Origin of the sequence: Thermodesulfobium sp. 4217-1 (assembly GCF_039822205.1) — a bacterium.
GTDB lineage: Bacteria > Thermodesulfobiota > Thermodesulfobiia > Thermodesulfobiales > Thermodesulfobiaceae > Thermodesulfobium.
The window spans coordinates 11,777-24,393 of sequence record NZ_JBAGBW010000011.1; the positions used below are offsets into that span (position 1 = coordinate 11,777).

At 38.8% G+C, this 12,617-nt stretch carries 13 protein-coding genes and 2 tRNA genes; all 15 read left to right on the forward strand.

Features of this window, described 5'->3' with window-relative positions; translation table 11 throughout:
- Positions 1–72 precede the first annotated feature (72 nt).
- The 15 genes from metG to V4762_RS05535 all read left to right on the forward strand — a co-directional run bounded on the left by metG (position 73) and on the right by V4762_RS05535 (position 12,606).
- The gene (gene metG / locus V4762_RS05465; protein ID WP_347314771.1) at positions 73–1,599 is read left to right on the forward strand and encodes a methionine--tRNA ligase; all 1,527 of its coding nucleotides are present in this window, start codon (positions 73–75) and stop codon (positions 1,597–1,599) included.
- Positions 1,599–2,384 (forward strand): TatD family hydrolase, encoded by a 786-nt coding sequence (locus V4762_RS05470; RefSeq protein WP_347314772.1) that lies wholly within the window; start codon positions 1,599–1,601, stop codon positions 2,382–2,384. The genes metG and V4762_RS05470 overlap by 1 nt, the downstream gene beginning before the upstream one ends.
- 89 nt (positions 2,385–2,473) lie before the next feature.
- Positions 2,474–3,268 carry an AmmeMemoRadiSam system protein B gene (gene amrB / locus V4762_RS05475; RefSeq protein ID WP_347314773.1) on the forward strand — a complete coding sequence of 265 codons (795 nt, stop codon included), beginning with the start codon at positions 2,474–2,476 and terminating at the stop codon, positions 3,266–3,268.
- Between the two features lie 9 nt (positions 3,269–3,277).
- Positions 3,278–3,616, forward strand: coding sequence for a divalent-cation tolerance protein CutA (cutA, locus tag V4762_RS05480; RefSeq protein WP_347314774.1), 339 nt, complete (start codon positions 3,278–3,280; stop codon positions 3,614–3,616).
- Positions 3,616–4,368, forward strand: coding sequence for an MlaE family ABC transporter permease (locus tag V4762_RS05485; protein WP_347314775.1), 753 nt, complete (start codon positions 3,616–3,618; stop codon positions 4,366–4,368). Before cutA ends, V4762_RS05485 begins: the two co-directional genes overlap by 1 nt.
- Positions 4,365–5,117: an ABC transporter ATP-binding protein gene (locus V4762_RS05490; RefSeq protein WP_347314776.1), complete on the forward strand. Its 753-nt coding sequence runs from the start codon at positions 4,365–4,367 to the stop codon at positions 5,115–5,117. Before V4762_RS05485 ends, V4762_RS05490 begins: the two co-directional genes overlap by 4 nt.
- A gap of 31 nt (positions 5,118–5,148) precedes the next feature.
- Positions 5,149–6,417, forward strand: a complete 1,269-nt coding sequence (locus tag V4762_RS05495; RefSeq protein ID WP_347314777.1) for an MlaD family protein — start codon at positions 5,149–5,151, stop codon at positions 6,415–6,417.
- 46 nt (positions 6,418–6,463) lie between these two features.
- Entirely contained in the window at positions 6,464–7,615 is a 1,152-nt protein-coding gene (gene apgM, locus V4762_RS05500; RefSeq protein ID WP_347314778.1) for a 2,3-bisphosphoglycerate-independent phosphoglycerate mutase, read from the forward strand.
- Between the two features lie 19 nt (positions 7,616–7,634).
- Positions 7,635–8,498: a homoserine kinase gene (thrB, locus tag V4762_RS05505; RefSeq protein WP_347314779.1), complete on the forward strand. Its 864-nt coding sequence runs from the start codon at positions 7,635–7,637 to the stop codon at positions 8,496–8,498.
- A gap of 46 nt (positions 8,499–8,544) precedes the next feature.
- On the forward strand, positions 8,545–9,777 hold the full coding sequence (locus V4762_RS05510; protein WP_347314780.1) for an aspartate kinase: 1,233 nt from the start codon (positions 8,545–8,547) through the stop codon (positions 9,775–9,777).
- Entirely contained in the window at positions 9,770–10,924 is a 1,155-nt protein-coding gene (locus V4762_RS05515) for a homocysteine biosynthesis protein (RefSeq protein ID WP_347314781.1), read from the forward strand. The genes V4762_RS05510 and V4762_RS05515 overlap by 8 nt, the downstream gene beginning before the upstream one ends.
- Positions 10,921–11,337: an NIL domain-containing protein gene (locus tag V4762_RS05520; RefSeq protein WP_347314782.1), complete on the forward strand. Its 417-nt coding sequence runs from the start codon at positions 10,921–10,923 to the stop codon at positions 11,335–11,337. Before V4762_RS05515 ends, V4762_RS05520 begins: the two co-directional genes overlap by 4 nt.
- A gap of 68 nt (positions 11,338–11,405) precedes the next feature.
- Positions 11,406–11,480: transfer RNA gene (locus V4762_RS05525), tRNA-Gln, on the forward strand.
- A 53-nt stretch (positions 11,481–11,533) separates the two neighbouring features.
- Complete coding sequence (gene pfkB, locus V4762_RS05530) at positions 11,534–12,463, forward strand: 1-phosphofructokinase (RefSeq protein WP_347314783.1); 930 nt, start codon at positions 11,534–11,536, stop codon at positions 12,461–12,463.
- 49 nt (positions 12,464–12,512) lie between these two features.
- A tRNA-Sec gene (locus V4762_RS05535) sits at positions 12,513–12,606 on the forward strand.
- Positions 12,607–12,617: the final 11 nt, after the last annotated feature.

Here is a 12,617-nt window from a genome sequence, read left to right on the forward strand (position 1 = left end):
TTTCTGTAGGCAGAGTGATATCGCAAAACTAACAATAGGTTATAATATTTATATAATTTTTAGGAGGGCTATATGGCAAAATCTTTCTATATCACTACACCTATATATTATGTAAATGATAAACCACACATAGGTCATGCTTATACGACTGTGGCATGCGATGTTCTTGCGAGGTTTAGAAGGCTCCAGGGTAAAGAAGTTTTCTTTCTTACAGGAACTGATGAACATGGCAAGAAGATTCAAAAGGCAGCAGAAAAAAATGCTTCAGATTCAAAATCATATGTAGATTATTATGCAGGAATTTTTCAGGATGCGTGGTCTGCTCTTGACATATCCAATGACGACTTTATAAGGACTACTCAAGAGAGACATTATAAGGCAGTAGCTAAATTTTGGCAGATTGTTAATAATAATGGCGATATATACAAGGGGAAATATTCTGGTTGGTATTGCGTGCCATGCGAAACCTTTTTCTCAGACGATCAGCTTATAGATGGAAAGTGTCCAGATTGTGGGAGAGAAGTGGAGTGGATGGAAGAAGAATCTTATTTCTTCAAACTTTCAAAATATACTCAGCCTCTTTTAGATCTTTATAACGACAAGAAAAATTTTGTAATGCCTGATTTTAGAAGAAATGAAGTCATTCAATTCGTTAGTCAAGGGCTCAAAGATCTTTCTATATCGAGGAGCAAGTTTTCCTGGGGGATAAAGGTTCCTGATGATCCAGGTCATGTTATATATGTTTGGTTTGATGCGCTGTTGAATTATCTTACGGCTGCTGGGTTTGCTGAGGATGAAGAGAGATTTAGAAGCATTTGGCCTGCAGACGTTCATGTTGTAGGCAAAGAAATTGTGCGTTTTCATGCAATAATTTGGCCTGCTATGCTAATGAGCGCAAAGCTTCCTTTGCCAAAAATGGTTTTTGGACATGGTTGGTGGACGATGGAAGGCGAGAAGATGTCAAAATCCAAGGGAAACGTAGTGGATATTTGGGCATTATCGAAAGAGGTTGGGGTGGATCCAATGAGGTATTTTTTGATGAAGGCTGTTCCGTTTGGACAAGATGGAGACTTCTCTCATAAAGGTCTAAAAGATATCTTAAATGCAGATCTTGCAAATGATTTTGGCAATCTTCTGAATAGAACTGCTTCCATGCTTGAAAATTATAACGATAGCTCATTGAGCGATGCAGATAAGTATTTTGATAAAGAGAGCTATATAAAATTAAGAAACATCTTTGAGGGCATGAAGGAAAGAATTGAAAAGCATTATGACAACCTGTCGTTTAGCTTTGTTCTCGAAGAAATAATGATATTAGTTAAGGGCGCAAATAAATTTTTAGATGAGACTTCTCCCTGGAGATCCTTTAAAGAAAGGGGCTTTGACCTCGAAGTTGCAAGCACCTTTTATCATGTATTTGAGGTGATAAGACTTGCTGCAATAGCCCTTTATCCATTTATGCCCACAATTTCGGGAGATGTCTTGAAAAGACTTTCTGTGGACAAGGAGGCAGATTGGTCTGATTTTAATTGGGGCCTATTGCCTATGCCTTGTAAGATTGAAAAAGGCGAGCCTATTTTTAAGAGGCTTGACTCATAATGTTTTTTGACAGCCACTTACACCTGGAAAACGAATCGTTTGAACCTGACAGGGAAGAGATTATAAAAAGGGCTTTTGACGAAGGCATTGATCTTATGATCAACGTGGGCTCAGATCTTGAGACATCCGTTAAATCAGTTGAATTGTCAAGTGAATATAATGGCAAGATATTTGCTGTAGTGGGATATCATCCGCATGAGGCTAAATTTTTTAGTGAGGGTTCTTACAAGGCGATAAAAGATTTAACCTCTTTGAAAAACGTTTTGGCTATTGGTGAAATAGGTTTGGACTATCATTACGATTACTCTCCAAGGGACGTTCAGATGAATTGCTTTAGAAAACAGCTAATGCTAGCAGGGGAAGTGGGGCTTCCGGTTGTAATTCACATGAGAGAGGCCACCAAGGATACTATTGCTATATTGGAAGAAACTAACGCTCAAGCTATAGGTGGGGTCTTCCATTGTTTTTCTGGCTCTGTTGATACCATGAAGAAATTGGTATCTATGAATTTTTTTATATCATTTGCAGGGCCGATAACCTTTTCCAATTCTCACAAGTTAAGAGATGTGGTTTTAGAAACTCCGATTGATAGGATTTTATCAGAAACCGACTCGCCATTTCTTGCTCCTGTCCCATATAGAGGGAAGAGAAATGAGCCTTCCAATGTAAAGGAGGTTATCAAAACTGTTTCTTTAATAAAAAAAATTGAGATTGCTGATTTGGAGAAGATGTTATATAAAAATTTACTAAACGCATTTCCAAAATTAAAACTATTTAAAAATTAACTGATGGATTGTTGTATTAAAGCACATTTCATTATTTTTTAGTTTAATACTGTCACTAATTTTTTCAACTTTAAATGGAGGTGTTTAACTTGAGACCAGCTTATGTTTCTGGATATTTTTACCCGCTAAGAGAGGCAGATCTTTTGAAATTTATGTCTGAAGTAATTTCTGACAATCCAAAAAAAAATGTAAAAGGCGTTGTGGTTCCTCACGCTGGTTATAACTTCTCTGGTAGTATTGCTGGCAAGGTTTATTCTTCAATTGAGTGTCCTGATACCTTTGTGCTTATAGGTCCAAAGCATTCCATGGAATCAGATGGTATATTTTTATCTCAGACTTCATGGGCTACGCCTCTTGGAGAGGTTATGCCAGATAGAGATTTGGGGGAGTCTTTGCTTCATCATTGTGAGTTTATTCATCTTAACGAGAGAATTCATGCGAATGAACACTCTCTTGAGGTTCAAGTTCCCTTTATTAAATATGTTTGTCCCAATGCGAAAATTTTGCCAATTGCTGTTTCTACTACATCGGAGGGCATTCTTTCTGCTACAGGTAGATGTATTGCAAACGTGATCAAACAATCTAATAAATCAGTCGTTGTGGTTATGAGCAGCGATCTAAATCACCATGAACCACAGGAGATAACCTTGAACAAGGATGAAAAGGTAATTAAAAATCTGACATCATTGGACCCAACAGGCTTACTCAAGACTGTTTATGAAGAAGACGTTTCTATGTGCGGAGCATGGTCTTGCTTTCTTGGGTTGACGATATTGAAGGAATTGGGAGCTGACAAGGCAGAACTTCTTGAGCACAGGACTTCTGGTGATGTGAATATGGACTACACTCAAGTGGTAGGCTATACGGGAATCTTATTTGAATGATTGGTTAGAATGCAGAACAAAAAAAGCATAAAAGATAGGCCTTGTATTGCAATAACAACTGTTCCGGAAGAGCATGCCGTTTTTCTGGCAAAAAAGCTGGTTGAGACAAGGGTTGCGGCTTGTGTGAACATCTGTAAAAATGTAAAATCCATCTATATGTGGGAAGGGGAATTAAAAGAAGATACTGAGAATATCTTGATTGCCAAAAGCTTTTTGTCTTTAAAAGAAAAGTTAAAATCCTTGGTGCTCGAAAATCATCCGTATGATACGCCTGAATTAATTTTCTTAAAAATTGAAGATATTGAGGCAGAATATTTATACTGGATGAAAGAGGTTTTGATGGCTTAATGAGATATTTTGGTGAATTTTTTTCTGATGTAGGGCAGCTTTCATACCTCTTTTTTAGATCGCTGATAGCTGTTTTAACTGCTAAGTTTAGATTTTTTCTTTTTCTCGATCAATGCTTTATGATAGGCGTAGAATCGGTACCAATAGTATTTATTACCTCTCTTTTTGTTGGTATGGTATTTGCTATTCAGACCGCTAGGGAGTTTGTGTTCTATGGGGCTGGTTCAGTAGTTGGCGGCGTAGTAGGCATTGCAATAATAAGAGAGTTAGGTCCCATGATCACTGCTGTAGTTGTAGCAGGTAGAGTGGGCTCTGCTATGGCTGCTGAAATCGGGACTATGCAAGTTACTGAGCAGGTAGATGCACTATCATCAATGTCGGTTGATCCGATATTTTATCTGGTAGCACCAAGAGTTTTTGCTTGTATGCTGATGCTTCCGCTTTTAACTGTTATAGCCAATTTAGCGGGTGTCATAGGTGGTTATTTCGTGGCTATTTACTATGGAGGGGTTGTCCCATCATCCTTCACAGAATCATTAAAGATATTGGTTAAGGTTTGGGATATTGAGGCAAGCCTCGTAAAGGCCATGATTTTTGGATGTGCGATATCCCTTGTGGGCACTTTTGCAGGATTGAGGACAAAGGCAGGGGCGAGAGGAGTTGGGAATTCTACCATGCTATCGGTTGTGGTATCTTTAATCCTAATTTTTGTTTTTAACTACTTTCTCTCAATGGTAATGTTTTCCAGATGATAAACTTTTCTAACGTTTCAAAGAGTTTTGGGGACAGATCGGTCCTTGAAGATATAAGCTTTTTTATACCAGATGATAAGATAACCATAATTATGGGGCCTTCTGGTTGTGGAAAGAGCACCATCCTAAGAATGATGATCGGTTTGATGAAGCCAGATTGTGGCAAGATAGAGATTATGGGGAAGGATATTACAAAGATTTCAAACAAAGAAGTCTTTGAATTAAGGAAAAATATGGGGATGGTATTTCAAGCAGGGGCTCTTTTTGACTCCCTAAAAGTAATTGATAACGTGTCATTTTTTCTTAAAGAGCACAAGCTAAAGTCAAGAGAAGAGATACGTTCCCTTTCAATAGAGGCTCTGAAATTTGTAGGATTAGAGGATAGTGCGAATTTGTATCCATCAGAGCTTTCTGGTGGCATGCAAAGGAGGGTGGCCATTGCAAGGACTATAGTATATAAGCCAAAGATTGTTTTGTTCGATGAACCGACTACCGGTCTCGATCCTCATACAAGTAGGGTTATAGAGGACCTAATTAGAAATCTTAGGGAACAAACGGGCGCCTTGATTCTGATTGTGAGCCATGTTTTTCAAACTGCATTTAGGCTGGGCGAGAGCATCATTTATGTGGATAATGGTAAAATATTATTCGAAGGAGAGCCCAAGGATTTTGTAGAAATTGACAACCCCTTTGTGAAAACATTTCTTGGTCCAGAGGGCAAAAATATATTTTTCAATTATAATATTTAGAAAATAGCTATAAAATCGAAAGGGGATAGATTTGGAAAAAGGTAGAGCCATAAAAGTTGGAATATTTGTAATTGTTAGCTTAATTTTACTTGCGGGCTCTGTTTTGTGGTTCCAAAGTGACTTCCTAAAGCCGATGTATAATATAACTGCATACTTTCCCGATGTAAGTGGTCTGGCAGCCGATGCCCCTGTTTATTATATGGGGGTTAAAGTCGGAAGAATTAAGCAAATTACACCGACCCTTGATAAAGGCGTAGAAACAGTAATCATGATAAATAAGAGCGTTCTTATACCTAAGGGATCATACTTTTCAATTGGAACTTATGGCTTAGTAGGCGACAAATTTATTAGCATAACTCCTCCCAGGGTTTTGACTAAAGAATATCTCTCTAATGGTTCGACAGTCATAGGAATTTCACCGCCTTCGTATGGGCAGATACTTGATGAGACGAGCTTGTTATTGGTTCGAGTCAGCGACCTTACAAAAGACCTTCATGATACGCTTCTAAACCCAGAATCAAGGGAGTCTATAAAGAAAACACTCTTTCTGGCTGCCTCTATTGCGACCAATATAGACAGGTTTACCAGTGTATTGAGCTCGCTTGCTTATAAAAATCAATCGGACGTAAGCCAAACAGTTAGTAACCTTAAGGGTTTTTCTGAAAGCCTTTTGGAGATATCAAGGAATATCGATAAGGGAGTATCCGATCCAGAGCTTCTGCCTTCGATAAAAAGTGCCTTGCTAAATATTAATAACGCTTCAAAAAATGTTTCAAATTTAGCTGCCAACCTTAATGATATTGTAAAAGACAATAAAACCAAAGAGGAGATAAAACAGACTATTTCCAACGCTCATGAAATTACCGAGAGGTCAAAAAAAGTTTTAGACTATCTTGCAAATACTAAAATAACTCCTCAGGTTAGAGTCTTTAGCGGTCCAAAAGATGAAAGAGAGGGAGCATTTTTCGTGGATATATCTCCTCCGGGAGATAGATTTTACAGATTTGGAGTCAGAGACTCTGGCGGAAAGACCAAGGTCGATGCTCAGGCGGGCCAAAGGATAAACGATAACCTGGATGTCCGAATGGGATATATGAATTCTCATTTGGGAGCTGGAGTAGATGTCCATTATGACAAATTTGGCCTTGAGACAGAAGTATACGATCCAAAGCGCACTACTCTTGATAGTATTTTGTCATATTCTGTTACTAAGGATGTCGATCTTTTGATGTATTTAAAAGATCTCACGAGGAGCGATAGAGAAGTCCTTGGCGGCGTAAGATATAAATTTGATAACTAATGTATGAATAGGCTTACCATATAAATTTTAGGCAGGGAGGCACAATGTGGCTTTTTTACTGGTAGTTTTAGATGGCAGCGCAGAAAATCCATTGAAAGAACTCAACGACAGAACACCCCTTGATGTTGCAAAGACTCCAAATTTAGATAAGATTGCAAAAATGAGCAGGATTTTTAGATCTAATTTCGTGCCAGATAGTCTTCCTTGCGGTTCTGAAGTAGCTAATATGGCTATATTGGGATATGATCCTATTGAGTTTTATACAGGGAGAGGATCTTTGGAGGCTGCAAGCTTGGGGTTGAAAATTGAAGAGGGTATGGCTGCTTTTAGATTGAACCTGGTCTTTGCTTCTGATGGCGTTATGTTAGATCACTCTGCTGGGCATATAAAGACAGAAGATTCAAGAGAACTGATTATCGAAACAAGAGAAAAGATTTTAGATGGAATTGATGCGAAAATTTATCCTGGGGTTAGTTATAGACATATTCTTGTAGGAGATGAAGGTTGGTTAGGCGCAAAATTGACTCCACCTCACGACATATTGGGGTTGAAATTCGCAGATTATCTGCCCGATTTTCCTGACTTAAAAAAATTAATTGAAAATTCTATAAAAGTTTTCTCAGATTATAAAATTGCTCGTCCCGATTTAAAAGTGAGTATGGTTTGGCCCTGGGGTGGTGGCAGGGTTGTAAAATTACCACAACTGAAAGATAAATTCGGATTTAATGGGGCCGTTATAAGTGCTGTAGATCTGATAAATGGTTTGGGCATATTGTCTGGTATGGACTTAATTAGCGTAGATAACGTTACAGGCTTTATCGATAGTAATTTTGCAGGTAAGGCTATTGGCGCAGTACAGGCTTCAAAGGAACACAATTTTGTTATGGTTCATATTGAGGCTCCCGATGAGTGCGCTCATAGAGGCGATCCATTTCTTAAGATTTCTGCTCTTGAGAAGATAGATAAAGATTTCTTTTCTATAATTTTAGAAAACATATCGTCATTTGAGAAAATCTTAGTTGTTTCAGACCATCTTACCTCATGTGAAATAAAAACTCATAAGCATGGAGACGTGCCAGCTCTTTTCTACGACCGCTCTTATATCGGTTCTTTAAGCGATCTTAGATATACTGAGGCGTCTTCGATAAATTCAAAGTTTATTGTTGGTCACAAACTAATAGAAGAGCTAAGCTCTTAATTATTATTCGCATAATATTATGGAAAAATTTTACGAATTAATTCCTTGTAGCACTTCAAATTTAGGCGCAGGATATGACGTTTTTGGTTTGTCTCTTGATCTGTTTTTAGAAATTGAGGCAAAATTTGGACAAAGATGTGTCACAAATCTACCCAGGCAACTTGAAAATTCACTTCTAAATATTGAATCAAGGCTTCACGAAGTGCTTGCTATAGACAAGCCAAAAAATCTTACATGGAGCCTGAATAGCAAGATTCCAATAGGCAAGGGGCTTGGTTCGAGTGCCTCCTTGATAGTAGGCTTATTGAAGATAATTTCATCTGCTCATTCTATCAAGTTAAGCGATCAGGAGCTTATTTCTCTGGCATCTTCAGTAGAGGGGCACCCTGATAATGTTTCACCTACCATATTGGGAGGTCTGACTATATCATTTACTGACTCTGATGGTAGTTTTAAGGCCATAAGAACTTCTATAAAAGAGTTTCCAAAAACCATTGTCTTTGTGCCTGATTTTTCACTGCAAACAAAAAAGGCTAGACAGGTAGTTCCAATGGAAGTTAATATTTCAGACGCAATAAAAAATATTTCTCAGACAAATCTCATTTTGGAATCTCTATATAGTAAGAGATATGATATTATGCATTATGCTATATATGATAGATTGCACGAGAATTTTCGTGCAAAGTTGATTCCAGGATATTTAGAGGTTAAGGATAGGATTATGCGTGATGGTGCATATTTTGCCTCTTTATCAGGCGCAGGCCCTTCTATATTTTCTTTTGTTCCGGATAGCTTTGATCCAGAAGGCGCTGTTTCTAAATGGAAAGAATTTGATGTAAATGCAAAATATTATATATTAAATGTGTACCTAAATAATAAATAATTTGTTGTTATAATATATTATTTTATTTTTGGAGGTGGACACCCCATTGTTGGTTGTAAAAAAATTCGGAGGCACTTCTGTTGGCAGTCCCGATAGGGTAAAACACGTTGCAAATCTGATCAGTAGGGCCGTAAAGAGCGGCGATAGGGTAGCGGTAGTAGTTTCTGCTATGGGTGATTCCACTGATCATCTTGTATCTCTTGCAGACAAGATTACAAAGAACCCGTCACCAAGAGAATTGGACGTTTTGCTCTCTACTGGAGAGCAGGTTTCTATTGCTATAATGGTTATGGCACTTAACGAGATAGGCATAGATGCTGTATCTTTTACTGGTTGGCAGGCAAATATAAAGACAACTTGTTTGCATGAAAAAGCGAGGATTTTATCTATTGATCCAGAGTTGTTGGAACAAGTCTTGGATGAAGGGAAAGTGCCTGTAATTGCAGGTTTTCAAGGAGTTGCTGATGACAATTCTATAACTACTCTTGGAAGAGGCGGTTCCGATACAACTGCGGTGGCTATCGCTGCAGCGATAAAAGCAGATTTGTGTGAAATATATACCGATGTAAAGGGAGTTTATACCACAGATCCCAGGGTTGTAGAAGATGCCAGACAGATAATGACAGTTACTTATGATGAGATGATGGAGCTTGCTCTCTTAGGCGCAAAGGTTCTGCACCCTCGGTCAGTCGAGCTTGCTAAACACTATGGCGTTGTTTTAAGGGTTCTTTCAAGCTTTTATGATTGTCCTGGTACAGACGTTAGGGAGGTTGTTGAAATGGAAAATAGAAATGTTGTTACAGGGATTGCTTTTGATGAGGATGTCGCAAAGGTGGGGATAATTAAAGTTCCAGATAGACCTGGGATTGCATATAAAATCTTTGGCACCCTTTCTGAAGAAAATATAAATGTAGATGTTATAGTCCAGTCAATTTCACCCGATACAAATTTTACCGAAATGGCATTTACCCTATCTCTGAAAGATTTGCCTAAGGCTCTAAGCATCTTGAAAGTTGTTTCTGAAGAAATAGGTGCTCAGGGTATTATTTATGACGATAAAGTTGCAAAGGTTTCTGTGGTTGGTGCAGGTATGGGGGATAGGCCTGGAGTGGCAGCTACAATGTTCAAGGCTTTGTCAGAAGTAGACATCAACCTTCAGATGGTTTCTACATCTGAGATAAAGGTGTCTTGTATAATTGCAAGGGAAGATGTAAAAAAGGCAGTTCGATCCATTCACAAGGCTTTTAGTCTTGAAAAGGAGGGTTACTCTTGTGGTTAGAACTATAGACGAGATCAATGAAAAGATAGAAAGAGACGAGGTGGTGGTTCTAACAGCGAAAGAAGCTTATGACCTGGTTAAGGAAGAAGGCGTCAAAAAGGCTGCTTCCAAGGTAGATGTGGTAACTACTGGCACCTTCGGTGCTATGTGTTCTTCGGGTGTTTTTTTGAACTTTGGCCACACCGAACCCCCCTTGAAGATGGATACAGTGATGTTAAACTCAGTGCCTGCGTATGGTTATATCGCAGCAGTTGATGCGTATCTTGGCGCTACAGCAAGGTCTTCAGAAAATTTCGAGTATGGCGGTGCACACGTAATTGAAGATCTTTTGTCAGGAAAGAGAGTAAGGCTGGAGGCTACAGGTACAGGGACAGACTGTTATCCTAAAAAGGACATTGATACAAAGATAACTCTTGACCAGATAAATGAAGCAATAATGTTTAATCCAAGAAATTGCTATCAAAATTATGCTGCGGCAACTAACTCTTCTGATACGAGACTTTATACCTATATGGGCGCGCTTTTGCCTAAATATGGAAATGTCAATTATGCCACATGTGGCTTGTGGTCTCCTATGCTCAAAGATCCAGAGTACAGAACAATTGGTATAGGCACAAGGATATTTTTTGGTGGATCAATAGGCTATGTGGCATGGCATGGTACTCAACACAATTCATCAAAACCAAGAGATGAAAATAATCTGCCTATTGGACCTGCGGGAACGCTTGCGCTAATCGGAGATTTAAAATCAATGAACAAAAGATACGTTCGCGGCGCATATTTTGAGGGTTATGGAATATCATTGATGATGGGTATAGGCATACCTATACCTGTAATAGACGAAGACATGATGCACCAATTGTCTCTTGGAAATGAAGACATAAAGACAGTAGTAGTTGACTACTCTGTTGCATCACGTTCAAGGCCGATTGTTAGGGAGGTAAATTATCAGGAACTAAGAAGCGGTTTTATTGAGATCCATGGCAAAAAAGTTCCCACAGGCTCCACTTCTTCATGGGCATTAGCTAAGGAAATTGCTACTAATCTGAAAGAAATGATAGTAGAGAAAAAGTTTTTGTTAAGCGAACCGGTAGAGCTTCTTCCGAAAGATAAAATTGTCAGGCCATTGGAGGTAAGGAGAAGATGAGTACACAAATAATTAAGAAAAAATTAATTTTAAGTTTCTCTCCTGAACTGGCTGAACTTCCAATTACATACCACCTTGTAAAAGATTTCGATCTGATTGTCAATATTATTAGAGCCCAGATATCTCCAGAAAAAGAAGGCAGATTGATGATAGAGCTCGAAGGTGAAAAGGGCAGACTTGAAAGAGGCATTAGTTATCTGCAAAACAATAAGATTAGGGTTGACTCTCTTGAGAAAGAACTGTTTCACGATAAAGATCTCTGTGTTAATTGTGGTCTGTGCGTAGGCGTTTGTGCCAGCAGGGCGCTTGTTCTTGACGAGAATGATGAGCTAAAATTTATAAAAGAAAATTGTGTGATGTGCGGGATATGTGTTAAGGTTTGCCCAAGGAGGGCATTCGAGATAGAATTATAATCTTTGTGAAGTTCACTTGCTTCTTTGTAAAATTTGATAATTTTTGTTATAATTTAGTACTTGAAAATTGGGGAGTAGCCAAGCGGTAAGGCACTGGCCTTTGGAGCCAGCATTCGGTGGTTCGAATCCACCCTCCCCAGCCAACTTAACGTTCATAAAGATTGTAAAATTAGATAACTTATCTAAAGGGGGAAAAATGATTTACACGATAACTCTGAATCCAGCCTTAGATAGACAGATGTGGATAGAAGACATTAAATATGACGAATCAAACAGGATTACCCGAGAAGCTACCTATGCAGGCGGGAAAGGAATAGACGTTTCAAGGGTCCTTGCTAACTTTGGATCTGATAACGTTGCACTGGGATTTGTAGGAGGATTTCCAGGAGAAGAGCTTGAGGGCAGATTGCTAAACGATGGCGTAAGGTGCAATTTTACTTATATTTCTACAAATACCAGAACAAATATCATTTTAAATGACGAAAAGACGCAATCTCAGACTCTTTTTACTGCAATGGGACCTGAAATTCAACCACACGATCTGATGAGGCTCATAAAACAAATCCAGTCATTGTCAAGTCCTGAATACGTTATTATCAGTGGGAGCCTGCCCATAGGAGTTCAGCCTGCCTTTTATAATAAACTTATTGATATATCTAAAGAAATTGGTGCTACGGTTGTTTTTGACACCGACGGCAAGGCTATGAGAGTGGGCCTCTCGAGCAAGCCGCATATAATAAAGCCAAATATTCATGAATTGGAGAGATTGGTAGATAAAAAGCTTAAGGACATAAAGGATATTGCTGAAGAGGCAAGGACAATTTGTAAAAAAGGTATTAATATAGTTTTGGTTTCAATGGGTGCAAAGGGAATGCTCTGTGTGAGCTCAAAAGAAGAATATTGGGCCTCTCCTCCTCCCATTGATGTGAAAAACACCATTGGTGCCGGGGACTCTTCTGTTGCGGGCTTTGTTCTGGCATTGAAGGAAGGTAGGAGCTTGAAAGATGCTCTTGCTTTTGCCGTCGCAGCTGGGACTGCTACTACTACGAGACCAGGCACTGCTGTTTGTTTGCCAGAAGATGTGGAGGGCATTTTCCCAAAGGTAGTATTTAAGGATGTTGTGTAACTATTTATAAATAATTTTTTATCAATTTTGTTGTGTTAAAATATCTTTTGGGAGAGTATGTGTCCTGGTGGATGCCGTGGCCTTCAAAGCCATTGTGGGGTCTAAAAACCCCTGGTGGGTTCAATTCCCTCACTCTCCCGCCAAAATTTTACTG

Excerpts from the sequence above, each read along its gene's own strand:
- V4762_RS05470 (WP_347314772.1), top strand. The coding sequence starts at position 1,599 with ATGTTTTTTGACAGCCACTTACACCTGGAAAACGAATCGTTTGAACCT.
- cutA (WP_347314774.1), top strand. The coding sequence starts at position 3,278 with ATGCAGAACAAAAAAAGCATAAAAGATAGGCCTTGTATTGCAATAACA.
- metG (WP_347314771.1), top strand. The coding sequence starts at position 73 with ATGGCAAAATCTTTCTATATCACTACACCTATATATTATGTAAATGAT.
- thrB (WP_347314779.1), top strand. The coding sequence starts at position 7,635 with ATGGAAAAATTTTACGAATTAATTCCTTGTAGCACTTCAAATTTAGGC.
- pfkB (WP_347314783.1), top strand. The coding sequence starts at position 11,534 with ATGATTTACACGATAACTCTGAATCCAGCCTTAGATAGACAGATGTGG.
- V4762_RS05490 (WP_347314776.1), top strand. The coding sequence starts at position 4,365 with ATGATAAACTTTTCTAACGTTTCAAAGAGTTTTGGGGACAGATCGGTC.
- V4762_RS05485 (WP_347314775.1), top strand. The coding sequence starts at position 3,616 with ATGAGATATTTTGGTGAATTTTTTTCTGATGTAGGGCAGCTTTCATAC.
- V4762_RS05520 (WP_347314782.1), top strand. The coding sequence starts at position 10,921 with ATGAGTACACAAATAATTAAGAAAAAATTAATTTTAAGTTTCTCTCCT.